Annotated in this window: 19 protein-coding genes; 11 read left to right on the forward strand and 8 right to left on the reverse strand. The window is 56.4% G+C overall.

Annotation, left to right across the window (positions count from 1 at the left end):
• Positions 1-54: 54 nt before the first annotated feature.
• A complete protein-coding gene (gene priA / locus M8370_RS05885) occupies positions 55-2,250 on the reverse strand; it encodes a primosomal protein N' (protein ID WP_250020639.1) in 2,196 nt (731 codons plus the stop codon).
• A 200-nt stretch (positions 2,251-2,450) separates the two neighbouring features.
• Here priA and rpmE point away from each other — a divergent pair, with 200 nt between their 5' ends.
• Positions 2,451-2,663, forward strand: coding sequence for a 50S ribosomal protein L31 (rpmE, locus tag M8370_RS05890; RefSeq protein ID WP_003862040.1), 213 nt, complete (start codon positions 2,451-2,453; stop codon positions 2,661-2,663).
• Between the two features lie 48 nt (positions 2,664-2,711).
• Here rpmE and metJ read toward each other — a convergent pair whose 3' ends face one another.
• Complete coding sequence (gene metJ, locus M8370_RS05895; RefSeq protein ID WP_003862042.1) at positions 2,712-3,029, reverse strand: met regulon transcriptional regulator MetJ; 318 nt, start codon at positions 3,027-3,029, stop codon at positions 2,712-2,714.
• A gap of 276 nt (positions 3,030-3,305) precedes the next feature.
• On the opposite strand from metJ, the gene metB reads away from it, so the two are divergent.
• The 4 genes from metB (at position 3,306) to katG (ending at position 10,342) form a co-directional block, all read left to right on the forward strand.
• The gene (metB, locus tag M8370_RS05900) at positions 3,306-4,466 is read left to right on the forward strand and encodes a cystathionine gamma-synthase (protein ID WP_013099309.1); all 1,161 of its coding nucleotides are present in this window, start codon (positions 3,306-3,308) and stop codon (positions 4,464-4,466) included.
• 2 nt (positions 4,467-4,468) lie between these two features.
• Positions 4,469-6,901: a bifunctional aspartate kinase/homoserine dehydrogenase II gene (locus M8370_RS05905; RefSeq protein WP_038420815.1), complete on the forward strand. Its 2,433-nt coding sequence runs from the start codon at positions 4,469-4,471 to the stop codon at positions 6,899-6,901.
• Between the two features lie 225 nt (positions 6,902-7,126).
• Complete coding sequence (metF, locus tag M8370_RS05910) at positions 7,127-8,014, forward strand: methylenetetrahydrofolate reductase (protein ID WP_013099307.1); 888 nt, start codon at positions 7,127-7,129, stop codon at positions 8,012-8,014.
• A gap of 147 nt (positions 8,015-8,161) precedes the next feature.
• Positions 8,162-10,342, forward strand: a complete 2,181-nt coding sequence (gene katG / locus M8370_RS05915; protein WP_161657047.1) for a catalase/peroxidase HPI — start codon at positions 8,162-8,164, stop codon at positions 10,340-10,342.
• A gap of 39 nt (positions 10,343-10,381) precedes the next feature.
• On the opposite strand, the gene gldA is transcribed toward katG, so the two are convergent.
• From gldA to ptsP, 3 genes are read right to left on the reverse strand one after another with little or no spacing between them, the layout of a single operon-like run.
• Positions 10,382-11,485 (reverse strand): bifunctional L-1,2-propanediol dehydrogenase/glycerol dehydrogenase, encoded by a 1,104-nt coding sequence (gldA, locus tag M8370_RS05920; protein ID WP_250020641.1) that lies wholly within the window; start codon positions 11,483-11,485, stop codon positions 10,382-10,384.
• Between the two features lie 12 nt (positions 11,486-11,497).
• Positions 11,498-12,160, reverse strand: coding sequence for a fructose-6-phosphate aldolase (gene fsa, locus M8370_RS05925; protein WP_020686913.1), 663 nt, complete (start codon positions 12,158-12,160; stop codon positions 11,498-11,500).
• Positions 12,161-12,174: 14 nt separating this feature from the next.
• A complete protein-coding gene (gene ptsP / locus M8370_RS05930) occupies positions 12,175-14,676 on the reverse strand; it encodes a phosphoenolpyruvate--protein phosphotransferase (RefSeq protein ID WP_250020643.1) in 2,502 nt (833 codons plus the stop codon).
• A 302-nt stretch (positions 14,677-14,978) separates the two neighbouring features.
• On the opposite strand from ptsP, the gene M8370_RS05935 reads away from it, so the two are divergent.
• From M8370_RS05935 to M8370_RS05955, 5 genes are read left to right on the forward strand one after another with little or no spacing between them, the layout of a single operon-like run.
• A complete protein-coding gene (locus M8370_RS05935) occupies positions 14,979-16,058 on the forward strand; it encodes a PTS fructose transporter subunit EIIC (protein ID WP_020686915.1) in 1,080 nt (359 codons plus the stop codon).
• Positions 16,059-16,072: 14 nt separating this feature from the next.
• Positions 16,073-16,393, forward strand: a complete 321-nt coding sequence (locus M8370_RS05940) for a PTS fructose-like transporter subunit IIB (protein WP_029882888.1) — start codon at positions 16,073-16,075, stop codon at positions 16,391-16,393.
• Between the two features lie 53 nt (positions 16,394-16,446).
• Complete coding sequence (locus M8370_RS05945) at positions 16,447-18,741, forward strand: formate C-acetyltransferase (protein ID WP_250020645.1); 2,295 nt, start codon at positions 16,447-16,449, stop codon at positions 18,739-18,741.
• Positions 18,707-19,582 (forward strand): [formate-C-acetyltransferase]-activating enzyme, encoded by an 876-nt coding sequence (locus tag M8370_RS05950; protein WP_161657043.1) that lies wholly within the window; start codon positions 18,707-18,709, stop codon positions 19,580-19,582. Before M8370_RS05945 ends, M8370_RS05950 begins: the two co-directional genes overlap by 35 nt.
• 2 nt (positions 19,583-19,584) lie before the next feature.
• Complete coding sequence (locus M8370_RS05955) at positions 19,585-19,941, forward strand: PTS fructose-like transporter subunit IIB (RefSeq protein ID WP_029882885.1); 357 nt, start codon at positions 19,585-19,587, stop codon at positions 19,939-19,941.
• Here the strand turns inward: M8370_RS05955 and M8370_RS05960 are convergent.
• The 3 genes from M8370_RS05960 to argE all read right to left on the reverse strand — a co-directional run bounded on the left by M8370_RS05960 (position 19,928) and on the right by argE (position 24,945).
• Positions 19,928-20,776, reverse strand: a complete 849-nt coding sequence (locus M8370_RS05960) for an AraC family transcriptional regulator (RefSeq protein ID WP_029882884.1) — start codon at positions 20,774-20,776, stop codon at positions 19,928-19,930. The genes M8370_RS05955 and M8370_RS05960 overlap by 14 nt on opposite strands.
• Before the next feature lie 94 nt (positions 20,777-20,870).
• On the reverse strand, positions 20,871-23,522 hold the full coding sequence (ppc, locus tag M8370_RS05965) for a phosphoenolpyruvate carboxylase (RefSeq protein ID WP_013099302.1): 2,652 nt from the start codon (positions 23,520-23,522) through the stop codon (positions 20,871-20,873).
• Positions 23,523-23,793: 271 nt separating this feature from the next.
• The gene (argE, locus tag M8370_RS05970; protein WP_013099301.1) at positions 23,794-24,945 is read right to left on the reverse strand and encodes an acetylornithine deacetylase; all 1,152 of its coding nucleotides are present in this window, start codon (positions 24,943-24,945) and stop codon (positions 23,794-23,796) included.
• An 88-nt stretch (positions 24,946-25,033) separates the two neighbouring features.
• Here argE and argC point away from each other — a divergent pair, with 88 nt between their 5' ends.
• On the forward strand, positions 25,034-26,038 hold the full coding sequence (gene argC, locus M8370_RS05975; RefSeq protein WP_020686922.1) for an N-acetyl-gamma-glutamyl-phosphate reductase: 1,005 nt from the start codon (positions 25,034-25,036) through the stop codon (positions 26,036-26,038).
• The last annotated feature ends 1 nt before the right edge of the window (position 26,039 follow it).

Below are 26,039 nucleotides of genomic sequence, written 5' to 3' on the forward strand. Positions count from 1 at the left end.
GGTTACAGAATTTTCATAAAAAGTGTGAGGGACGTTAAATTTTTCGATCCGGCTTCAGCCTTCGATGGGATCAACGTCAAGCATCCACTTCACTTTGCGCGCTTCTGGCAGGGTGTTGATCAAGGCCAGCGTGCCGCTGACGATGTGCTGTAAACGGATGCGCGAAGGGTGTTGCAGCAAAATCTGCCAGCGAAAACGTCCGCCGCGCTTGGGGGCCAGCGCCGGAACCGGCCCTAAAATCCACAGTTGATTATCAACCAGCGGGCTGGCCTGCAGAAGGTTTCTCAACTGCTGCAGGAAAAGCGGCGCCTGCTGGTTGTTATGATCTTCCGCGCGGATGATCACGTGGCTGGTCCACGGGGGAAGCTGCATGGTCTGGCGTTCAGCCAGCGCCTGCTCGGCAAAGGCGTCATAGCCTTTGTGCAGCAGGGTTTGCAGCAACGGATGCTCAGGATGGTGCGTTTGCAGTACCACTTCGCCCTGTTTCCCGGCGCGTCCCGCGCGTCCGGCCACCTGGGTATAAAGCTGGGCAAAACGCTCGGCTGAGCGGAAATCGGCAGAGAACAGTGCGCCATCGACATCCAGCAGGGCAACCAGCGTCACGTCCGGGAAGTGATGACCTTTAGCCAGCATCTGGGTGCCAATCAGGATGCGCGCGCCACCGCGATGCACTTCTGCCAGCTGCTGTTCCAGCGCCCCTTTACGGCTGGTGGTGTCCCTGTCGATTCGGGAAATGGGCACATCCGGGAAGAACGGCTCCAGGGCCTGTTCCAGTTGTTCAGTGCCCAGACCGACCGGCACGATGTGCGTTGACCCGCATGATGGACACTGACGCGGCACCGGGCGCTGGCTGTCGCAGTGGTGGCAGCGCAAATGGCGCTGGGCCTGATGGAAGGTGTAGTAGTGGTCGCAACGCGGGCATTCTGCGATCCAGCCGCAGTCGTGACACAGCAATGCCGGGGCAAAGCCGCGTCTGTTGAGGAACAAAATAACCTGATTGCCCGCCTGCAAATGCTGACGCATCCGGGTGATAAGGGCAGGTGCTAACCCCGCCTGCACCTGCTGACCTTTCAGATCCAGCACGTGTTGAATGGCCGGACGCGCATTCCCCGCGCGACGCGTCAGGCGCAGCATATGGTATTTACGCTGGCGAACGTTATGCAGCGTTTCGAGCGCCGGGGTAGCAGAGCCCAGAATAATGGGGATTTGCTCGCTGTGCGCGCGATAGACGGCCAGATCGCGGGCGTGATACCGCCAGCCTTCCTGCTGCTTATAAGAGCTGTCGTGTTCTTCATCAATGACGATGACGCCAAGATTTTTGAACGGCGTAAACAGTGATGAACGGGTGCCAATCACGATCGCCGCTTCGCCGTTTTTCGCTTTCAGCCAGGCGCTGAGGCGTTCGCTGTCATTCAGGCCAGAGTGCAGCACCTCAACCGGCGCATTAAACCGCTCGCGAAAGCGCGCGATGGTTTGCGGCGTCAGGCCAATTTCCGGCACCATCACCAGCGCCTGTTTGCCCTGCGCGAGCACGTTTTCCAGCACACTGAGATAGACTTCTGTCTTGCCGGAACCGGTGACCCCGGCCAGTAGCCAGGCGGAGAAATGGCCGGAGGCACTGTGGATCGCCCCCACGGCGGTGGCCTGCTCGGTGTTCAGGCGCAGGCGATCGCCCGAGACGGAAAATCGCTCCCGCCAGTCATACAGGGCCGGAGCCTCGCTTGCCAGTTCGCTCAACCCTTTTTTTCGTAGTGCCTGGAGCGCGGTTTCGCTGACTTCCAGCTCATCAACCTGATGGCGCCAGATTTTCCCCTGACGCAGGGCGGCCAGCGCCTGCTGTTGCTTCTGGGAGCGCTTCAGGCTGTTAATGTCCACCGCCTGGCCCTGTTCGGTCGCAAACCAGTACCACATTGGCGCGTGGCTGGCGCTTTTGCCCTGGCGCAGCATAATCGGTAAAGCGTGGAACAGAACATCGCCAATCGGATGATGATAATAATCCGCCGCCCACAGCAGCAGTCGCCAGGTGCTGGTGGAGTAAACGGGCTCGCTGTCGAGCACCTCAACGACCGATTTCAGTTCGTTAAGCGGCAATTCGCTCTTGTCGCTGACGGAGACGACGATCCCTACGCGCTGCTGTTTGCCAAAGGGCACGGTCACGCGACAGCCCGCTTTAACGCTCATGCTGTCGGGCAGCAGATAGTCAAACGTGCGGGGAAGCGGAACGGGCAGGGCAACGTGAGCGACGGGCATCGAATCTTCCTGACTTGAAAAGTGGCGCGTTAGTATACACATTAGTGAAAGCGGCGTGCGGATCAGTTTGCATACGTTGGTCAAATTCTGTATGATTCGCCGCCTTTGGTGTACTTTACGCCAAAGAACTTACATTCAACATCGCGTGGTGTCTGGCGTTAGGGCTGGAAGAGCGACGCGGCCTTAACTGAGGTTCTCCCATGAAAAAAGATATTCACCCGAAATACGAAATGATTACTGCAAACTGCTCTTGCGGTAACTCTATCCAGATCCGCTCTACCGTGGGTCACGATCTGAACCTGGACGTGTGCGGCAAATGCCACCCGTTCTACACTGGTAAGCAGCGTGACGTTGCAACCGGTGGCCGTGTTGACCGCTTCAACAAGCGTTTCAGCATCCCGGGCGCTAAATAAGTTTCCCGAAAAAAAGGCACCGCAAGGTGCCTTTTTTGTATCCGCTTATCAGTATTCCCACGTCTCCGGGTCGATACCCAGTTCACGCATGATCACCTTCGCCTCTTCCGGGATTTCGTCGCTACGCTCTTTGCGCAGGTCGTCATCGTTCGGCAACGGTTGGCCGGTAAACGCATGCAGAAACGCTTCGCACAGCAGTTCGCTGTTGGTTGCGTGGCGCAGGTTGTTCACCTGACGACGCGTACGTTCATCGGTGAGGATCTTCAACACCTTCAGAGGAATGGAAACCGTAATTTTCTTTACTTGCTCACTCTTCTTACCGTGCTCAGCGTATGGGCTGATATATTCGCCGCTCCATTCAGCCATGAGATACCTTTAATCCTCTCAGTCATTAATCTAAAGGTGCAAAACCTGTAACCGTCGGTTTTGAACCGTAAACCTGCGTAGTTTACCGTAGAGACGATACCGTGGCACGGATATTGCCGCTGCAGCGTGCACTAAAGCATATAATTTTAACGGCTATTTGCGCATTGCTCAATCTATACGCAAAGAAGTTTAGATGTCCAGATGTATTGACGTCCATACTTTCAATGTTTACTCTGGTGCCTGACTTTTCACCTAATTAGCCAGGAAGCCTTCACCATGACGCGTAAACAGGCCACCATCGCAGTGCGTAGCGGATTGAATGATGACGAGCAGTACGGCTGTGTTGTCCCGCCGATTCATCTTTCCAGTACCTATAATTTCACCGGATTTAATGAACCCCGTGCGCATGACTACTCGCGTCGTGGCAATCCTACGCGTGATGTTACCCAGCGCGCGCTGGCGGAACTGGAAGGTGGCGCAGGGGCAGTATTAACCAATACAGGCATGTCTGCCATTCATCTGGTGACTACCGTGTTCCTGAAGCCGGGCGATCTGCTGGTTGCGCCGCACGACTGTTACGGCGGCAGCTATCGTCTGTTTGATAGCCTGGCAAAACGCGGCTGTTACCGGGTACTGTTTGTCGATCAAAATGACGAACAGGCGCTGAAACAGGCGCTGGCAGAGAAGCCGAAGCTGGTGCTGGTGGAAAGTCCAAGCAATCCATTGTTGCGCGTTGTCGATATTGCGAAAATTTGTCAGCTCACAAGGGATGCGGGAGCGATAAGTGTAGTGGATAATACGTTCCTCAGTCCGGCCCTTCAGAACCCACTGGCGCTGGGTGCAGATCTGGTATTGCATTCATGCACTAAATATCTGAACGGTCATTCTGATGTCGTCGCAGGCGTGGTGATTGCAAAAGATCCCGACGTTGTCACCGAACTGGCATGGTGGGCCAATAACATTGGCGTCACCGCCGGGGCCTTCGACAGCTATCTGCTGTTACGCGGGATTCGCACGCTGTCGCCGCGTATGGAGGTGGCACAGCGCAATGCCCAGGCGATTGTCGATTTCCTGAAAACGCAGCCGCTGGTGAAGAAGCTTTATCACCCGTCGCTGCCTGAAAACCAGGGGCACGAGATTGCCGCGCGTCAGCAGAAAGGGTTTGGCGCGATGTTAAGTTTTGAACTGGACGGTGACGAGCAAACGCTGCGTCGCTTCCTGAGCGGGCTGTCATTGTTTACGCTGGCGGAATCGTTAGGTGGGGTTGAAAGTTTGATCTCCCACGCTGCGACCATGACGCACGCAGGTATGGCACCAGAGGCACGTGCCGCCGCCGGGATTTCTGAGACGCTGCTGCGGATCTCAACCGGTATTGAAGATTCTGAAGATTTAATTGCCGATCTGGAAAATGGCTTCCGGGTCGCAGCCAAGGGGTAATCATGAGTGTGATAGCGCAGGCAGGGGCGAAGGGTCGTCAACTGCACAAGTTTGGTGGTAGTAGTCTTGCTGATGTGAAGTGTTATCTGCGCGTTGCAGGGATCATGACAGAGTATTCACAGCCGGGTGACATGATGGTTGTCTCCGCGGCGGGCAGCACCACCAACCAGCTGATTAGCTGGCTGAAATTGAGCCAGACCGATCGCCTCTCTGCGCATCAGGTGCAACAGTCCTTACGCCGTTACCAGAGCGAGCTGATTGCCGGTTTGCTGCCTGCAGACGTGGCGGATGGGCTGATTAGCGCTTTTACGCATGACCTTGAGCGTCTGGCCGCCCTGCTGGACAGCGGTATTACCGATGCGGTGTACGCCGAAGTGGTGGGGCACGGTGAAGTGTGGTCTGCGCGCCTGATGGCCGCCGTGCTGCAACATCTGGGCGTTGAGGCTGCCTGGCTCGACGCGCGTGATTTCCTGCGTGCCGAACGCGCCGCACAGCCACAGGTGGACGAAGGTCTATCCTACCCGCTGCTGCAACAGTTGCTGGTACAGCATCCGGGTAAACGCATTGTGGTGACCGGCTTTATCAGCCGCAGCAATGCCGGGGAAACCGTGCTGTTGGGGCGTAACGGCTCTGACTACTCGGCGACGCAGATCGGTGCCCTGGCGGGCGTGTCCCGCGTCACCATCTGGAGTGACGTCGCCGGTGTTTACAGTGCTGATCCACGTAAGGTGAAAGACGCCTGCCTGCTGCCGCTGCTGCGCCTGGATGAAGCCAGCGAGCTGGCACGTCTGGCCGCGCCGGTTCTGCACGCGCGTACGCTGCAGCCGGTTTCCGGTAGCGATATCGATCTGCAGTTGCGCTGCAGTTACACCCCGGATCAGGGCTCCACGCGCATCGAACGCGTGCTGGCATCCGGTACGGGGGCGCGTATTGTCACCAGCCACGACGACATCTGCCTGATTGAGTTCCAGGTCCCGGCGGGCCAGGACTTCAAACTGGCGCATAAAGATATCGACACGATCCTCAAACGTGCTCAGGTGCGTCCGCTGGCGGTTGGCGTACATAACGACCGTCAACTGCTGCAGTTCTGCTACACCGCCGAAGTGGCGGACAGCGCGCTAAAAATTCTGGATGAAGCGGGCCTGCCGGGCGAGCTTCGTCTGCGTCAGGGGCTGGCGCTGGTGGCGATGGTGGGCGCGGGCGTCACCCGTAACCCACTGCACTGCCACCGCTTCTGGCAACAGCTGAAAGGGCAACCGGTTGAATTTACCTGGCAGTCGGAAGAGGGCATCAGCCTCGTTGCCGTCCTGCGTAAAGGGCCAACTGAGAGCCTGATTCAGGGTCTGCATACCTCTCTGTTCCGTGCGGAAAAACGTATCGGTCTGGTGCTGTTCGGTAAAGGCAACATCGGTTCTCGCTGGCTGGAGCTGTTCGCGCGCGAGCAGGTCACGCTCTCAGCACGTACCGGCTTTGAATTTATCCTCGCCGGAGTGGTGGACAGCCGCCGCAGTCTGTTGAACTACGAGGGGCTGGATGCCAGCCGCGCACTTGCCTTCTTTAATGATGAAGCGGTTGAACAGGACGAAGAGTCGCTGTTCCTGTGGATGCGCGCGCACCCGTATGACGATCTGGTGGTGCTGGACGTTACTGCCAGCGAACAGCTTGCCGATCAGTATCTTGATTTCGCCAGCCACGGTTTCCACGTCATCAGTGCGAACAAACTGGCGGGGGCAAGCAGCACCGATAAGTACCGTCAGATCCACGACGCGTTCGAAAAAACCGGTCGTCACTGGCTCTATAACGCCACCGTAGGCGCGGGTCTGCCGGTTAACCATACCGTGCGCGATCTGATTGAAAGCGGCGACAGCATTCTGGCGCTGAGCGGTATTTTCTCCGGTACGCTCTCCTGGCTGTTCCTGCAGTTTGATGGCACCGTACCGTTCACTGACCTGGTGGATCAGGCGTGGCAGCAGGGGCTAACCGAACCCGATCCCCGCGTCGATCTCTCCGGTAAAGATGTGATGCGTAAGCTGGTGATCCTGGCGCGTGAAGCCGGTTATGACATTGAACCCGGCGCTGTTCGCGTCGAGTCGCTGGTGCCGGCAGGCTGCGAGGAAGGATCCATTGATCACTTCTTTGAAAACGGTGATGAACTGAACGAGCAGATGCTGCAACGTCTGGAAGCCGCAAACGAGATGGGGCTGGTGCTGCGCTATGTGGCGCGTTTCGAGGCCAACGGTAAAGCGCGTGTGGGGGTTGAGGCGGTGCGTCCTGAACATCCGCTGGCGGCGCTGCTGCCTTGCGATAACGTCTTTGCAATCGAAAGCCGCTGGTACCGCGATAACCCACTGGTGATCCGTGGCCCGGGTGCAGGGCGCGATGTCACCGCCGGGGCGATCCAGTCGGACATCAATCGTCTCGCTAAGTTGCTGTAATCCCGCATGTTCCCTCTCCCGGTGGGAGAGGGCCAGGGTGAGGGCAAGCAACCGCACTCACCCCATCATGAATTTCCTTCATCTTCCCTGAGCATTCCTCACCGTTATTGTTGATTATTTCTGTTGACGTCACTCCGCTTTTCCGTCATTTTTACATCTGGACGTCTAAACGTATAGAAGTTCACAACACAACAAACAACGACACGCGAAAGATAGAGGTAAGGTATGAGCTTTTTTCACGCCAACCAGCGGGAAGCCCTGAATCAGAGCCTGGCCGAAGTAAACGGCCAGATTAACGTCTCTTTTGAATTTTTCCCGCCGCGCACCAGTGAAATGGAGCAAACCCTCTGGAGCTCTATCGATCGCCTGAGCAGCCTGAAACCGAAATTTGTCTCCGTGACCTACGGCGCGAACTCCGGCGAGCGTGACCGTACGCACAGCATTATTAAAGGCATTAAAGACAGAACCGGTCTGGAAGCGGCGCCGCATCTGACCTGTATCGACGCCACCGGTGACGAGCTGCGTGCTATCGCCCAGGATTACTGGAATAACGGGATTCGTCATATCGTCGCCCTGCGCGGCGACCTGCCGCCGGGTAGCGGTAAGCCGGAAATGTATGCGGCGGATCTGGTCGCGCTGCTGAAAGACGTTGCCGATTTTGATATCTCCGTGGCGGCGTACCCGGAAGTGCATCCGGAAGCGAAAAGCGCTCAGGCCGACCTCCTTAACCTGAAGCGTAAAGTGGATGCCGGTGCGAACCGGGCCATTACTCAGTTCTTCTTTGATGTGGAAAGCTACCTGCGCTTCCGCGACCGCTGCGTTTCTGCGGGTATCGACGTGGAAATCATCCCGGGTATTCTGCCGGTCTCTAACTTCAAACAGGCGAAGAAATTTGCCGATATGACCAACGTACGCATTCCGCTGTGGATGTCCAAAATGTACGAAGGGCTGGATGATGATCCGGAAACGCGCAAGCTGGTGGGTGCCAATATCGCAATGGACATGGTGAAAATTTTAAGTCGGGAAGGGGTAAAAGATTTCCACTTCTACACGCTGAACCGCGCGGAAATGAGCTACGCCATTTGTCATACGCTCGGTGTTCGCCCGGCGTGATAAACACCAAGCCCTCCTGAATGGAGGGCTTTTTGGTCTGGCTAAAAGTTAAAAGGTATTAGCTATCGAATCTGTGGATTAATTCAACTATATCTTATTGCTAGTGGTGTATATCGTAACGGTAACACTGTAAAAGGGAGCATAGCGATGAGCACGTCAGACGAGAGCAATAAAGCGGCATCAGTCGGCAAATGCCCGTTCCACCAGGGCGGCGTCGATCACAGCGCGGGGGCAGGCACAGGCAGCCGCGACTGGTGGCCAAAACAACTCCGCATCGATCTTCTTAACCAACATTCCAATCGTTCGAACCCTCTGGGTGAAGACTTCGACTACCGCAAAGAATTTAGCAAGCTGGATTACTCCGCCCTCAAGGGCGATCTCAAAGCACTCTTAACCGACTCTCAACCGTGGTGGCCTGCCGACTGGGGCAGCTATGCGGGCCTGTTTATTCGCATGGCCTGGCACGGTGCGGGAACCTATCGCTCCGTTGACGGACGCGGCGGTGCCGGACGCGGTCAACAGCGCTTTGCGCCGCTGAACTCCTGGCCAGATAACGTCAGTCTGGATAAAGCTCGCCGTCTGCTGTGGCCGATCAAGCAAAAATATGGTCAAAAAATCTCCTGGGCTGACCTGTTTATTCTTGCGGGTAACGTGGCGCTGGAAAACTCCGGCTTCCGCACCTTTGGTTTTGGTGCCGGGCGTGAAGATGTCTGGGAACCGGATCTTGACGTTAACTGGGGGGATGAAAAAGCCTGGCTGACCCATCGTGACCCGGAAGCGCTGGCGAAACGTCCGCTGGCGGCCACTGAAATGGGGCTGATCTACGTTAACCCGGAAGGACCAAACGCCAGCGGTGAACCGCTGTCCGCGGCGGCAGCCATTCGCGCCACCTTCGGTAACATGGGAATGAACGACGAAGAGACCGTGGCGCTGATTGCCGGGGGGCATACGCTCGGTAAAACTCATGGTGCGGGTGAAGCAACGCACGTTGGCACAGACCCGGAAGCGTCACCGATTGAAGCGCAGGGCCTGGGCTGGGCCAGCACGCACGGTACCGGTATTGGCGCTGACGCCATTACTTCCGGTCTGGAAGTCATCTGGTCACAAACCCCGACCCAGTGGAGCAACTACTTCTTCGAGAACCTGTTCAAATACGAATGGGTACAAACCCGCAGCCCGGCCGGTGCGATTCAGTTTGAAGCCGTGGACGCGCCTGAGATCATGCCAGACCCGTTCGACCCGTCGAAAAAACGCAAACCGACTATGCTGGTTACCGACCTGACGCTGCGTTTTGACCCGGAATTCGAAAAAATTTCCCGTCGCTTCCTGAACGATCCGCAGGCTTTCAACGAAGCCTTCGCCCGCGCGTGGTTCAAACTGACCCACCGCGATATGGGGCCAAAATCGCGTTATCTTGGCCCGGAAGTGCCGAAAGAAGATCTGATCTGGCAGGATCCGCTGCCGGAGGCAGTATTCAATCCGACCAAAGAGGACATTGAGAGCCTGAAGGCGGAAATTGCAGCATCCGGGCTCTCCGTGAGCGAACTGATTTCCGTGGCATGGGCGTCGGCCTCAACCTTCCGCGGCGGTGACAAGCGTGGCGGTGCCAACGGTGCGCGTCTGGCGCTTGCGCCTCAGCGCAACTGGGATGTTAACGCCGCAGCCATACGTGCATTGCCTGCTCTGGAAGCTATTCAGCGCACCACCAATAAAGCCTCACTGGCCGATATTATCGTGCTCGCGGGTGTGGTAGGCGTTGAGCAGGCGGCGAAAGCGGCAGGCGTTTACGTCACCGTACCGTTCACGCCGGGCCGTGTGGATGCACGTCAGGATCAGACGGATATCGATATGTTTAACCTGCTTGAACCGATTGCTGACGGTTTCCGTAACTATCGTGCGCAGGTTGATGTTTCCACCACCGAATCGCTGCTGATTGATAAAGCCCAGCAGTTGACGTTAACCGCACCAGAAATGACGGTGCTGATCGGCGGCCTGCGCGTACTGGGTGCAAACTTCGACGGCAGTAAAAATGGTGTGTTCACCAACCGCGAAGGCGTGCTGAGCAATGACTTCTTCGTGAACCTGCTGGATATGAACACCCAGTGGAAGGCGACCGATGAATCGAACGAGCTGTTTGCCGGAAGCGATCGCACCAGCGGTGAAGTGAAATACACTGCCACTCGCGCTGACCTGGTCTTCGGCTCTAACGCTGTCCTTCGCGCGCTGGCAGAGGTGTACGCCAGCAGTGATGCTCACGAGAAGTTCGTTCGCGACTTCGTTGCAGCGTGGGCGAAGGTGATGGATCTGGACCGTTTTGACGTGAAATAAACATTGAGCCGGGTACGCGTAGCGCACCCGGCTTTTTTGTTACTTCCACTCCTGCAGGAAACGCTGTCCATACTGGTCGGCAACCAGCAGTGCCGCGTAAACCTGATCCGGCGACACGCCACCCGGCATGTTGTGGATGGTCTCTCCCTCAGCGCAAGACGCTTCGGCAATCAGGCGCATTTTGGCCGGAATGTCTTCTTTGATGTTCAGCTGCGCCAGCGTGATCGGCAATCCAACGCTGTGGCAAAGCGCCGCGACGGTTTCGATCTCCTCAACCGGCGCGTTTTCCAGCACCAGTTGCGTCAGCGTACCAAACGCCACTTTTTCACCGTGATAGAAGTGATGCGCATCCGGCACTGCCGTCATCCCGTTGTGAATGGCATGCGCTGCCGCCAGCCCGCCGCTTTCAAACCCTACGCCGCTCAGATAGGTATTGGCTTCGATAATGCGTTCCAGCGCGGGGGTGACGACGTGCTGCTCGGCGGCCAGCATCGCTTTTTCGCCCTCTTCAATCAGCGTGTTGTAGCACAGCTCGGCCAGCGCTAACGCGGCCTGCGTGCACTTGCCGCCCGCCATGGTCGTGGCGCCGCTGCGCGAGCAGGCGCGTGCTTCAAACCAGGTGGCAAGGGCATCACCAATCCCGGCGGCCAGCAGACGCGGCGGCGCACCAGCCACCACTTTGGTGTCGACAATCACCATATTGGGGTTATGCGGCAGCATCAGATAGCGTTCGAATTCGCCGCTGTCGGTATAAATCACAGAAAGGGCGCTGCATGGGGCATCGGTGGAGGCGATAGTCGGGGCGATAGCGACCGGCACGTCCATAAAATGTGCCAGCGCTTTGGCGGTATCCAGCGTTTTACCGCCACCAATGCCCAGCACCGCCATGCAGTCCGCACTGTCGGCCAGTTTTTTCAGACGATCGATCTCATTCTGCGAACATTCGCCGCCAAACGGCGCGATTTCGGCATGTAGCTCTGCATTTTTAAAACTCTGGCGCAAGGTCTCTTCGGCAAAACCCAGCACAAATTTATCGCCAACAACCAGCCAGCGTGTAGCCAGAGGTTTCAGATAGTCGCCGAGACGGGTGAGAACATCAGCGCCCTGGATATATTTCCCCGGCGATTGAATGATACGGTCCATAACATATCTCCCTTAGAGGTTGAGGTTACCAAACGCGTTTTTCCAGTCCTGCTCGAACTTCTCTATTGCTGACTCTACCGCCGGCGTGCCGAGCATTTGTTGCGCTACATCTAAGGGAAGCGTGATTGCTTCACATCCGGCGAGCAGGCAGTCCAGCGCCTGACGTGGCGTTTTGAAGCTGGCTGCCAGCACCTTGCTCTCCGGTGCATGCTGTTCCAGCAGGGATTGCAGCTCCTGAACCATGCGAATGCCGTCCCCGCCCTGGGCATCCACGCGGTTTACGTATGGCGCGACATATTTTGCCCCGGCCAGCGCGGCCAGCAGGCCTTGCGCGGCGCTGTACACGGCGGTACCCAGCGTAGTGATGCCCGCTGTTTTTAGCGCCTTAATGGCGATAAGTCCCTGGGCGGTGACCGGGATTTTCACCACGATATCCGGGATAGCATTGCTCAGGCGTTTGGCTTCGGCCACCATGCCTTCTGCGTCGCGGCTCATTGTCTGGGCGAATAGCCTGCCTTTCGGTCCAATGGCGTTTTGCAGGCGCGGCAGCACCTCCCAGATTGACTCTCGGCTGGCGGCAATGATGCTCGGATTGGTGGTGACGCCTGCAAGGGGGAAAACGCGCGCAAGGCGTTCTACTTCTGCCACGTTGGCGGTATCGAGATACAGTTCCATTATTTTTCCTCGTTTTAGAGTTCTAATTCGTGTTGCAGCAGGGAAGCGATAGCCTCCTGGGAACTGGCATTAACCAGAGCACTGCGAAAATCGTTATGCATGATGCGACGGGCCAGGCGGGAGAAAATACGCATATGCTGGTCGCCTGCGGCGTGTTTATTCAGCGTCAGCATGATGAAGAATTGCGCCTCCTCGTCACCCCATATAACAGGCGCTTTCAGGCGTGCGACGCTGATAGTGGATTGCTCAATGTGTTCTGATTTGCTGTGTGGAATGGCGAATCCAAAACCCAACCCGGTGGAAAATACGGCTTCGCGTGCCCATAAATCGGCTTCCAGCTTGCGCGGATAGCGGCATCGCCCGGCGAGCAAAAGGTTATCGGTCATGCCTTTAATGACTTCTTCTTTACTGTTCCAGTCGTTATCCAGAGAAATACAGCGTGGCGTCACCAGTGGCGTATCCTGCTGATTCATACGGAACTGGGCGAGCAGATGTTCTACTTCAAGCGAGGTGCGACACGCCATGGCCTGGTTCAACAGCTGGCGACAGGCGCGGCTATCAAGCTGCGCCAGGCGTGCTTTGGTGGCAGGAATGGCAGGGGAGCCCATGCTCAGTTCGTCCAGCCCCAGGCCCACCAGCAGCGGCAGTACCGACCCTTTCGCGCCTAACTCACCGCAGAGGCCAATCCACTTACCCTGACGGTGAACGGCCTGCACCGCGTAGTCCAGCGCCCGCAGAAAGGCGGGGTTCAGGCTGTTGTAATGGCGCGTGACTTTGGCGTTGTCGCGGTCGACGGCAAGCAGATACTGTGTCAGGTCATTGCTGCCGATGCTAAAGAAATCAATCTCTTCGCAGCACTGATCGATGATGAACATCACCGAGGGGACTTCCAGCATAATGCCGAGTGGGATTTTCTCATCAAACGGAATATGTTCAGCCCGGAGCTGTTGCTTCGCGTCGGCGAGCTTCTCTTTTACCCACAGGATCTCCTCCATGGAGGAGATCATCGGGATCATGATCTTAAGGTTTCCGTGGGCAGAGGCGCGAAGGATCGCCCGAAGCTGGGTCGTGAACAGCGAAGAATACTCTTCATATATGCGTACGGCACGGTAGCCGAGGAACGGATTGTTCTCAGCTGGAATATTCAGGTACTCCACCGGCTTGTCGCCGCCGATATCCATAGTACGCACAATAATGCTACGGCTATTTGCACTTTCCAGTGCCTGACAGAAAATGTTGTATAACTCGTTTTCGCCGGGTGCGCTGGCACGATCCATATAGAGCATTTCCGTGCGGAACAGGCCCACGCCTTCGGCACCATTTCCAAATGCTGCCTGGGCCTCCACCGCGTGGGCAATATTGGCGGCAATTTCTACCCGCAGGCCGTCGGCGGTTCTGGCTTCACGGTCAAGCCAGACGCGCTGTTGCTCGTGTATCGCCTGCTGGACGCGCGCTTCCTGCTGATAGTAACGCGCTACGGCGTCGCTGCCATTGACGACCACCGCACCGGCATTGCCGTCCACAAATACAGGCTGATTGCGCCATTGCAGCAGGCTTTCACTGTTGACGCCAACCAGCGTCGGAATATTGAAGGAACGCGCGAGGATCACGGTATGCGAGGTGGTGCCGCCACTTTTCAGCAGCAGTCCTTTAAGCTGCGTTTTATCGAGTTCAAGAAACTGACCGGGAGTCAGATCGTCAGCAAGGCAGATGCTCGGCTGCGTCAGCTGGCCGTGAGCCGGGAAACGCGCTTCACCATAGATATGTTGTAAAAGCTGGTAGCAGATGTCGCGCACGTCGAGCACCCGCTCCTGCAAATAGGTGCTGCTGGAACGGGAGAACGTGTCGCAGAAATGGTTCGCCGTGGCGATGATGGCCTGGGCGCAGCTTAGACCCTGGCTGACCCCTGACAGGAGGTGCTTACGCAGCGAGGTATCTGTAGCCAGCGAGCGGTGGGCTTCAAGAATAGCGCTGGCAGTACTGTCGCTGTCCAGGGCGCGCAGCTCAATGTGTTTGATCAGCTGCGTCAGGCCGTTATCCAGCGCCGACTGCTCAGTTTCCACGCTTTGCGCGTCGGGCAAATCGGTCAGGGCGTTGAGATCGAGCGAGGACAATAACGTCAGGACGCCATGTGCACTCCCGCTGCATACCGGAGTAGCGCGAAACAGCGTCGGGTTCAGGCGTGTCAGTGATTCAGGCAAGGGATCCAGCTCCGTGCTGATTACCCCTTCAAGCGGCGCGTCGCAATGCGGAAACTCCTCTCTTAGCCACAGCTCCAGCCGCTGCCGGGCATGCTGCTCGTCTTCACCATTTATCACCAGGCGGCAGGCATCGCCCGCCAGCGTATCGGTACCAATCAGCGCCAGCGCGCTTTTGGCGTCGCCTTTACGATCCGTACGCAGGTTATGCCACTCAATTTGCGAGATAAACGTGTTGCACAGCGTTTCTACATGACTTGCAGGACGCGCGTGAACGCCGTTGGGCAATTCACAGGTAAATTCCACTACCAGAGCCATACACACTCCTGAAACTAATCGTCAATTATGCGGAACAGCATACGAGCGTGATGATGAGGCGCGCCATGTGACAAAACTGCCAAAAACTGGACAAATGTAATGTCACCTTAAAATTGAGATTTCACTCACAAGTTGTGACCGTTTGCGTAATGCGAAGTCGATGAGAAATGTCGAGGCGGATCGCATTTTCATTCCGATATTACAAAAATCCAGTAAATGGCCTTTTTGTCTCCTGTCCGCCGTCTTCCTGATTGCCTATTGTTTGCCACAACATCTTTGTGGATAAAGGCCTGGAGCGGCATATGAAAGCGTTGGTGCATATTCTCAAGAACACGCGACAGCATCTGATGACAGGGGTGTCGCACATGATCCCGTTTGTGGTCTCGGGCGGCATTCTGCTGGCGGTTTCGGTCATGCTATACGGCAAAGGTGCGGTGCCCGATGCCGCAACCGATCCCAATCTGAAAAAGCTCTTTGACATCGGTGTGGCGGGTTTAACACTGATGGTGCCATTCCTCGCCGCCTATATTGGTTATTCCATTGCAGAACGCGCCGCGCTTGCTCCCTGTGCTATTGCCGCCTGGGTGGGCAACAGCTTCGGTGCAGGGTTCTTTGGCGCAATTATCGCCGGGATTTTCGGTGGCATTGTCGTCTGGTATCTGAAAAAGCTGCCCGTGCCGAAAGTGCTGCGTTCCGTTATGCCTATCTTCATCATCCCGATTATCGGCACGTTTATTACCGCAGGCATCATGATGTGGGGACTGGGCGAGCCTGTAGGCGCGCTTACTACCGGTCTCACCCAGTGGCTGCAAGGCATGCAGCAGGGCAGCATTGTGGTACTCGCCATTATTATCGGTCTCATGCTGGCGTTCGACATGGGCGGCCCGGTCAACAAAGTGGCTTATGCCTTCATGCTGATTTGCGTTGCGCAAGGCGTTTATACCGTCGTTGCAATTGCCGCCGTGGCTATTTGCATACCGCCGCTGGGGTTAGGCCTGGCAACGCTTATCGGCCGTAAGAATTTTACCGGTGAAGAACGTGAAGCAGGTAAAGCCGCGCTGGTGATGGGCTGCGTGGGTGTCACCGAGGGAGCGATTCCGTTTGCCGCAGCTGACCCGTTACGCGTGATTCCTTCCATCATGTTGGGCTCCGCCTGCGGCGCGGTCACGGCTGCGGTTATGGGCGCGCAATGCTATGCCGGATGGGGCGGGTTAATTGTGCTTCCCGTGGTGGACGGCAAGCTCGGCTATATCGCGGCGGTTGCCGTGGGTGCAGTGGTGACGGCGGTCAGCGTCAACGTGCTAAAGCGTATTGCCCGAAAGAACACAAAGCAGGTCGAGGAAAAAGAGGATGACCTGGATCTGGATTTCGAAATTAACTAAGTGAGGAAGAGAACATGGCCCGAATTATCGCAGTAACCGCATGTCCGTCTGGCGTTGCCCATACCTATATGGCTGCCGAAGCGCTGGAAAGCGCCGCAAAAGCGAAAGGCTGGGAAGTGAAGGTAGAAACGCAGGGGTCGATTGGTCTTGAGAACGAACTGACGGCAGAGGATATCGCCGCGGCAGATATGGTGATCCTGACTAAAGATATCGGCATTAAATTCGAAGAGCGTTTTGCCGGGAAAACCATCGTGCGCGTCAATATCAGCGACGCGGTAAAACGTGCCGACGCTATCATGAACAAAATCGATGCCCACCTGGCGCAAACCGCCTGATGCTCTCCCGCCCTTCGGGGCTGGCTGGTTTTTTCCGTTACAGGAGTTCCATCATGACGAATCGTATACCGCGTTTGAAAAATGCGCTTTTTGCCAACCCTCGCGAGATCTCGCTTGAACGTGCGCTGCTCTATACAGCCAGCCATCAACAGACGGAAGGCGAACCGGTTATTCTCCGTCGCGCGAAAGCAACGGCGCACATTCTCGACCATGTGGAAATCGCGATTCGTGATGAAGAACTGATTGCCGGAAACCGCACCGTTAAGCCGCGTGCAGGCATTATGTCACCGGAGATGGATCCCTACTGGTTGCTTAAGGAACTGGACCAGTTCGCCACCCGTCCGCAGGATCGCTTTGAAATCAGCGATGAGGATAAGCAGACCTACCGTGAGGTGCTGTATCCCTATTGGGAAAACCGGTCGATGAAAGATTTCACCAACAGCCAGATGACGGAGGAGGTGAAGGCCGCCGTAGGGACGCAGATTTTTAGCGTCAACCAGACGGATAAAGGGCAGGGGCATATCATTATTGATTATCCTCGCCTGCTTAATAACGGGCTGGGCGCGCTGGTGGCGGAAATGCGTGAACGCTGCGCTCGTGATACGCAAAACACGTTCTTTGCAGCGGCGCTCATTCTGCTCGAAGCGTCCCAGCGCCATATTCTGCGTTATGCGGCGCTCGCTGAAGAACTGGCTCAGAGCAGCGATGCTACTCGCCGCGAAGAATTGCTGGCAATGGCCGACATCTCGCGACACAACGCACAGCATAAGCCGCAAACCTTCTGGCAGGCGTGTCAGCTGTTCTGGTACATGAACGTCATTTTGCAGTACGAATCTAACGCCAGTTCGCTCTCCATCGGGCGTTTTGACCAGTATATGCTGCCGTTTTATCAGGCCTCGTTAACGCAGGGAGACGATCCAGCGTTTCTGAAAGAGTTGCTGGAGTCGCTGTGGGTGAAGTGTAACGATGTGGTGCTCTTGCGCTCGACCAGCAGCGCCCGTTATTTTGCCGGGTTCCCGACCGGGTATACCGCGCTGCTGGGTGGCCTGACGGAAAACGGGCGTAGCGCGGTGAACGTGCTTTCGTTCCTGTGTCTGGATGCCTACCAGAGCGTTCAGCTTCCCCAGCCTAACCTCGGCGTACGGGTAAACGAACTGATCGACCGGCCTTTCCTGCTGAAAACAGCGGAGACTATTCGGCTGGGCACCGGCATTCCACAGATTTTTAACGATGAAGTGATAGTACCTGCCTTTTTGAATCGCGGCGTGTCGCTGGAAGATGCGCGTGACTATGCGGTTGTCGGCTGCGTTGAACTGTCGATTCCAGGGAAAACTTACGGCCTGCATGATATCGCCATGTTTAACCTGCTGAAGGTAATGGAAATCGCCATGCAGGAGAACGAAGGCAATAGCGGGCTGACGTACGAGGGGTTAATTGAACATATACGCGCCAGGATTAATCACTACATTGCACTGATGGTGGAAGGAAGCAACATTTGCGATATCGGCCATCGCGACTGGGCACCCGTGCCGTTGCTCTCCTCCTTTATCAGCGACTGTCTGGAAACGGGGAAAGACATTACTGACGGTGGCGCGCGCTATAACTTCTCCGGTGTGCAGGGGATTGGTATTGCTAATTTGAGCGACTCGCTTCACGCCCTGAAAGGGCTGGTATTTGAACAGCAACGCTTAAGTTTTGACGAGCTGCTGGCGGTGTTAAAAGCGAATTTTGCCACCCCGGAGGGCGAAAAGGTACGCGCGCGGCTGATCAATCGCTTTGAGAAATACGGTAATGATATCGACGATGTCGATAATATCAGTGCGGAACTGCTGCGCCATTACTGTAAAGAGGTCGAAAAATACCGCAACCCGCGTGGTGGAATCTTCACGCCTGGCTCGTATACCGTCTCCGCCCATGTGCCGCTTGGCGCGGTCGTGGGGGCTACGCCGGATGGCCGCCTGGCGGGTGAACAGCTGGCAGATGGAGGGCTTTCTCCGATGCTCGGCCAGGATATGCAAGGGCCGACGGCTGTGCTGAAGTCGGTGAGCAAGCTGGATAACTATCTGTTATCTAACGGTACGCTGCTAAACGTTAAATTCACCCCCGCCACGCTGGAAGGCGATGCCGGGTTGCAGAAGCTGGCGGACTTCCTCCGTGCGTTTACGCAGCTTAAGTTACAGCATATCCAGTTCAACGTGGTCAACGCGGAAACCCTGCGTGAGGCGCAGCGGCGTCCTCAGGATTTTGCCGGGCTGGTGGTACGCGTTGCCGGCTACAGCGCCTTCTTTGTTGAGCTGTCGAAGGAGATCCAGGATGACATTATCCGTCGGACCGCGCATCAGCTGTGACGTCGTTGAAACACGCGCCGACGTAGCGCGTATTTTCAATATTCAGCGTTATTCGTTGAACGACGGAGCAGGTATTCGCACGGTAGTCTTCTTCAAAGGCTGTCCTCACCGTTGCCCGTGGTGCGCCAATCCTGAGTCGATGTCGCCGAAAATAGAGACGGTTCGCCGGGAGAGCAAATGTTTGCACTGCGCTCCCTGCCTGCGTGATGCGGACGAGTGCCCGTCCGGCGCGTTTGAACGCATCGGACGCGACGTGACGCTGGACGAGCTGGAACGCGAAGTGATGAAGGATGACGTCTTCTTTCGCTCATCGGGAGGCGGGGTGACGCTGTCAGGCGGGGAAGTATTAATGCAGGCACCCTTTGCGACGCAGCTGCTTAAGCGTTTGCGCCGCTACGGTATTCATACCGCTATTGAGACGGCGGGAGATGCGCCCCTGTCCCGATTGCTGCCGCTGGCTCGCCAGTGTGATGAAGTACTGTTTGACCTGAAGATTATGGATCCTGAGCAGGCACGTTCGGTGACGGCAGTAAATCTTCCCAGAGTGCTGGGAAACCTTACGCAACTGGTGGCCGAAGGCATAAACGTCATCCCCCGTGTGCCGCTTATTCCGGGCTATACGCTAACTGACGCCAACATGGCGAGCGTGCTGGCATTTTTATTACCTTCAGGGGTACGGCAGCTGCATTTATTACCGTTTCACTCTTATGGTGAACCAAAATACCGTCTGCTTGGGCAACAATGGTCGATGCGGGAGGTGAGTTCTCCGACAGCTGACGAGGTCGCGGCAATGCGCCGTATGGCCGAAGATAAAGGGTTTCATGTCACCATTGGAGGTTAAAAATGACAGTAATAGCAGGGCGTCATCTGGTGGCGGTAACCGCGTGCGTGAGCGGCGTGGCGCATACGTACATGGCCGCAGAACGGCTGGAGCGAATTTGCCAGCAGGAGAAATGGTCAGTGCGCATTGAGACGCAAGGAGCGTTAGGCATTGAAAGTGAGCTGACGGAGGACGATATCCGCCGCGCCGATGTCGTATTACTTATCACGGATATTGAGCTGGCGGGCAACGAACGCTTCGAATCCGCCCGCTATGTGAAATGCGGCATTAATGCTTTCCTGCGGGACCCGCAAAAGGTCATGGCAGCGGTACGAAAAATGGTATCCGCACCGCAGCATACGCAGGTCATTCTGGATTAGCCGCTTTTCCGATTAGCTGGCTGTGATACTGACGACGGTATTCCGACGGCGAGCGCTCCGTGTTTTTACGGAATAAACGGCAGAAATAGTTACTGTCGACAAAACCGCAGGCATGCGCCACTTCTTTTACCTTTAAGTCATACCCTTTCAGCAACTGACGCGCGTGCTCCAGCCGCGTGTGGGTCAGGTACTCATTAAAACCTACCGCGCCGGTTTTCTGAAAAAGATGCGATAAATAGTTCGGAGAGATGTAAAACGCCTGCGCTACGGATTCCCGGGTAAGCGGGGTCGCATAATGTTCATCGATATAAACGCGAATAGCTTCAAACAGCGCCTGACTTCGGGAGGCGGTCTGGATCTGGCTACCCAACAAATCGACGCAGTGGCTAAGCAGGCTGGCAACAATCAGTCGCGCTGTTTGCTGCTCGTGCGGCTGCATCTGCATTTCATGAAGCGTCTGTAACAGGAAGGATCCGATGCGTGGCCCCCGACGGGCGACGTGCTGTTTTGCAAGATTACGAGCATCCACGCCGTTCCAGTGTAAAAGACTAAATCCAAGCTGCTGTTTACCAAACAGGATGCTCAGCGTTGTCGCGGGCGTTTGCCATTGCGGATCGTTCCAGCCTCCCGCCGGAACGTATAAAACATCACCCTGCTGTAAAACGCAGGCCGCCTGGTCTTTCACCGAGCCTTCGAGCACGATCTCCAGACGAGGGAAATCAACCTGCAGGGCGAGTTCGGGTGCGCAGAGGGCGGGGTTGGCGAAATGAACCTGACGTAGCGGCATCGTACCGCTAATCAGGTCAGTCAGGATGTGGGTAATATCATGCTGCATGGTGTAAATACCGAGGTATTGCCGGGTGGCGCTAACGCTTACCCGGCCTACCTGTCGTAGGCCCGGCAAGCGAAGCGCCGCCGGGCAGTGAGCATTAGCCGGTGTTACGCATACCCGCTGCAACGCCCGCTATCGTCACCATCAGCGCTTGTTCAACGCGTGGATCCGGATCTTTACCTTCCTCTTCCGCCAGACGCGAACGGTGCAGCAGCTCCGCCTGCAGGACGTTCAGTGGGTCGGTATAGATGTTACGCAGCTGGATAGACTCGGCAATCCACGGCAGATCGGCCATCAGATGGGAGTCGTTGGCGATATCCAGCACCACTTTGATGTCGCCTTCCAGCAGTTCGCGCAGCTCTTTACCCAGCGCCCACAGCTCTGGTTTCACCAGGCGCTGATCGTAGTATTCCGCCAGCCACAGGTCAGCTTTCGAGAAGACCATCTCCAGCATACCCAGACGGGTAGAGAAGAATGGCCAGTCGCGGCACATGGTTTCCAGTTCGTTCTGTTTGCCATCTTCCACCACCTTCTGCAGCGCCGCACCGGCACCCAGCCAGGCTGGCAGCATCAGACGGTTCTGCGTCCAGGCGAAGATCCACGGGATTGCACGCAGAGACTCCACGCCGCCGGTCGGACGACGCTTAGCCGGACGTGAACCCAGTGGCAGTTTGCCCAGCTCCTGCTCTGGCGTAGCAGAGCGGAAGTAAGGTACGAAGTCTTTGTTTTCACGCACGTAGCCGCGGTACAGGTCGCACGAGATGTCAGACAGCTCATCCATAATGCGACACCAGGATTCTTTCGGCTCCGGCGGTGGCAGCAGGTTTGCTTCGAGAATCGCACTGGTATAGAGCGACAGGCTGCTGATGGTCACTTCCGGCAGGCCGTATTTGAAGCGGATCATCTCGCCCTGTTCGGTCACGCGCAGGCCGCCTTTCAGGCTTCCCGGCGGCTGAGAGAGCAGCGCCGCGTGCGCAGGCGCACCGCCACGGCCAATGGAGCCACCGCGACCGTGGAACAGCGTCAGCTCAATACCGGCTTTCTCGCAGGTTTTGATCAGCGCGTCCTGCGCCTGATATTGCGCCCAGGATGCCGCCATCACGCCCGCATCTTTTGCGGAGTCGGAATAGCCGATCATCACCATCTGTTTGCCCTGAATAAAGCCGCGATACCAGTCGATGTTCAGTAACTGGGTCATTACATCATTGGCATTGTTCAGGTCGTCGAGGGTTTCAAACAGCGGGGCGACCGGCAGGGCATAGTCGATACCGGCTTCTTTCAGCAGCAGGTGAACGGCCAGCACGTCGGACGGGGTTTTCGCCATCGAGATCACATAGGCGGCGACCGATCCTTTTGGCGCATCCACGATCGCTTTACAGGTGTTGAGCACTTCGCGGGTTTCGTTGCTTGGCTCCCAGTTGCGCGGCAGCAGAGGACGCTTGGAGTTCAGCTCGCGGATCAGGAAGGCCTGTTTGTCGGCTTCAGACCAGCTTTCGTAGTCGCCAATGCCAAGATAACGGGTCAGTTCGCCCAGCGCTTCGGTATGGCGGGTGCTCTCCTGACGCACGTCGATACGCACCAGCGGCACGCCAAAACACTTCACGCGGCGCAGGGTGTCGAGTAGTTCGCCATTGGCGATGATGCCCATCCCGCAGGCCTGTAGTGATTTATAGCAAGCGTATAGCGGTTCCCAGAGCTGTTCGTTCTGGCTCAGCAGACCTTCCGGCTTCGGCAGGCGCTGGCCTTTCAGGCGTGCTTCCAGCCAGGCCTGGGTCGCCATCAGCTGGCTGCGCAGTTTTTTCATCAGGAAACGATACGGCTCGCTGGCACCTTCTTCACCAGCCAGCGCGCGCAGTTCTGGCGTTGCTTCCACCATCGACAGCTCGGAGATCAGCACCTGAATGTCTTTCAGGAACAGATCGGTGGCTTTCCAGCGGCTCAGCAGCAGCACGTGGCGGGTGATTTCCGCCGTCACGTTCGGGTTACCGTCGCGGTCACCGCCCATCCAGGAGGTAAAGCGTACCGGGACAAAATCTACTGGCAGGCGATAGCCCAGGTTTGCTTCCAGCTGTTCGTTCAGCTCACGCAGGTAGTTCGGCACCCCTTCCCACAGGCTGTTTTCCACCACCGCAAAGCCCCATTTGGCCTCGTCTACCGGGCTTGGGCGATGCTTACGAATTTCATCGGTGTGCCAGGACTGCGCAATCAATTGGCGCAGACGGCGCATCAGCTGGTTACGTTCGTAGTCGGCAATGTCTTTGTTATCCAACTGTTTCAGACAGTTGTTCACTTCGACCATTTTGTGGATCAGGGTGCGACGGGTGATTTCGGTTGGGTGGGCAGTCAGCACCAGCTCCAGCGAAAGGGACTCCACCGCTTTTTTAATGGTGGCTTCGTTGAGGTTTGGCTGGTCTTTGAGTTTACGAAGCGTACGGGCAATGACTTCCGGGTTGCTGGCAGCTTCGCCGTTTGGCGAAATGCTATGGTATTGCTCAGCCGTGTTTGCCAGGTTCAGGAACTGGCTGAATGCGCGTGCAACGGGCAGCAGCTCATCGTTAGAGAGGTTCTGCAAGGTGGTGAGCAGCTCCTGACGACTCGCTTCGTTACCGGCACGGGAAGATTTAGACAGCTTGCGGATGGTTTCAACGCGGTCGAGGATGTTTTCCCCCAACGCATCTTTGATGGTATCTCCAAGCACTTTGCCGAGCATACTGACATTACTACGCAACGCGGAATATTGTTCGTTCATAAAAACCCAGTCACCCCATCATTTTTGTTTATGCCCATGCGAAAATCTTCTGGACATTATTTTGTCATCTCCCTTTATAAAGCCATGTAAAACCCCCGTCGTCAATTGCTGCGAAAACGGTTCAGCAAACGAATAAATGCGGGCAATTTACGAAATTTAATTCGCATTGCGTCAGATAAGAGATGCTTATGGGAATGTGACCGAGATCGCGGGATTTGTTGCCCTCACCCTAACCCTCTCCCACCGGGAGAGGGGACTAATCGGTGCGGTTTTAATGCCAGCAGAAGTGATGCACGACCTGGGTAATCAGTTCGCGGGTGGGCTTGATGAAGCGGGTTTCCAGGTATTCATCTGGCTGGTGCGCCTGGTTGATGGAGCCTGGGCCAAGTACCAGCGTCGGGCACAGCGTCTGAATAAACGGCGCTTCGGTGCAGTAGTTCACCACGTCGGTTTTCTCGCCGAGCAGTTTTTCCACCACTTCAACCAGCTGATGATCCGGTGGACATTCATAACCCGGGATCGGTGGATGCAGTTCAGACACCGTCAGGCGGCCAGGCCAGCGTTCACTCACCGGGGCCAGCGCTTCGGTCAGCAAGCCGTCGAGATCGCTCAGCGTCATGCCCGGCAGCGGACGGATATCCATGTGCAGCTCACAGCAGGCGCAGATACGGTTAGAGGCATCGCCACCGTGCAGGCTCCCGAGGTTCAGCGTTGGATACGGCACGGTGAAGGCATCGTAGTGATACCGCTCTTTCAGTTCGTCGCGCAGAGTCATGATGCGGCCGATGGCGTCGTGCATCAGCTCAATGGCGTTGACGCCACGCGCCGGGTCGCTGGAGTGGCCGGACTGGCCCATCACGCGCACTGCCGTGGAGATATGGCCTTTATGCGCACGGATCGGTTGTAATGACGTTGGCTCACCGATGATGGCGCAATCCGGGCGAATCGATGTGTTTTCTGAGAAGTAACGTGCCCCCGCCATGCTGGTCTCTTCATCGGCGGTCGCCAGAATGTAGAGCGGCTTTTTCAGTTTTGTCACGTCCACGTCACGCAGCGCGTCAAGGATAAAGGCGAAGAAGCCTTTCATGTCGGCGGTGCCAAGGCCGTAAAGCTTGTTGTCATGTTCGGTCAGGGTAAACGGGTCGCGGGTCCAGCGGCCATCGTCAAACGGCACCGTGTCGGTATGACCGGCCAGCAGCAGTCCGCCTGCGCCGTGTCCGGTGCTGGCGAGCAGGTTAAATTTATGGCGTGTTCCAGGTACGGGCTGAACCTCAACGTTAAAGCCAAGATCGCTAAACCAACCCGCCAGCAGATTGATTAAAGACTCATTGCTCTGATCCAGCGCTTCTTCGGTCGCACTGATGGAGGGTGTGGCAATCAGGGCGCGGTAAATCTCGATAAATGGCGGTAAGTTCATTTTCATTGTTGACACACCTTAGGTCGTGATAGTATCAATATTCATGCAATAAATGTGAATAAAAATACATTAACGTTGAGCATAAAGGAACCCGATGTTGAATACGCTGATTGTAGGCGCTAGCGGTTATGCGGGCGCAGAGCTTGTAAGCTACGTGAATCGCCATCCACATATGACCATAACCGCTTTGACCGTGTCAGCGCAAAGCAATGATGCAGGAAAGTTAATTTCCGATTTGCATCCGTGGCTTAAGGGCATTGTCGACTTGCCGCTGCAGCCAATGTCTGACATCAGCGAGTTCACTGACGGCGTCGACGTGGTGTTTTTGGCCACCGCGCACGAGGTCAGTCACGACCTGGCGCCGCAATTCCTGGCGGCCGGTTGCGTGGTGTTCGACCTCTCCGGCGCGTTCCGTGTTAACGACGGCGCGTTCTACGAAAAATATTATGGCTTTACCCATCAGCACCCGGACCTGCTTGCAAAAGCCGTGTATGGGCTGGCGGAGTGGAGCGCAGACAAGCTGAAAGAAGCCGATCTGATTGCCGTGCCGGGCTGCTACCCGACGGCCGCACAGCTTTCTCTGAAGCCGCTGATCGACGCAGACCTACTGGATCTGAACCAGTGGCCGGTGATCAACGCCACCAGTGGTGTCAGCGGTGCCGGACGCAAGGCTGCTATTTCTAACAGCTTCTGTGAAGTCAGCCTGCAGCCGTATGGCGTGTTTAATCACCGCCATCATCCGGAAATCACCACCCATCTGGGGGCCAATGTCATCTTTACACCGCACCTGGGCAGCTTCCCGCGTGGGATCCTCGAAACCATTACCTGCCGCCTGAAACCGGGCGTGACCAAAGACCAGGTGAGCGAGGCCTTTACTCAGGCGTATGCGGATAAACCGTTGGTGCGTCTCTACGACAAAGGCGTGCCCGCGCTGAAAAACGTGGTTGGCCTGCCGTTCTGCGACATCGGCTATGCCGTGCAGGGCGAGCATCTGATCGTGGTGGCAGCAGAAGATAACTTACTCAAAGGCGCTGCCGCTCAGGCAATGCAGTGTGCAAATATTCGTTTCGGTTTCCCGGAAACGCAGGCTCTTATTTAAG

Source organism: Enterobacter cloacae complex sp. OE43NF, assembly GCF_023544405.1.
Lineage (GTDB): Bacteria > Pseudomonadota > Gammaproteobacteria > Enterobacterales > Enterobacteriaceae > Enterobacter > Enterobacter cloacae.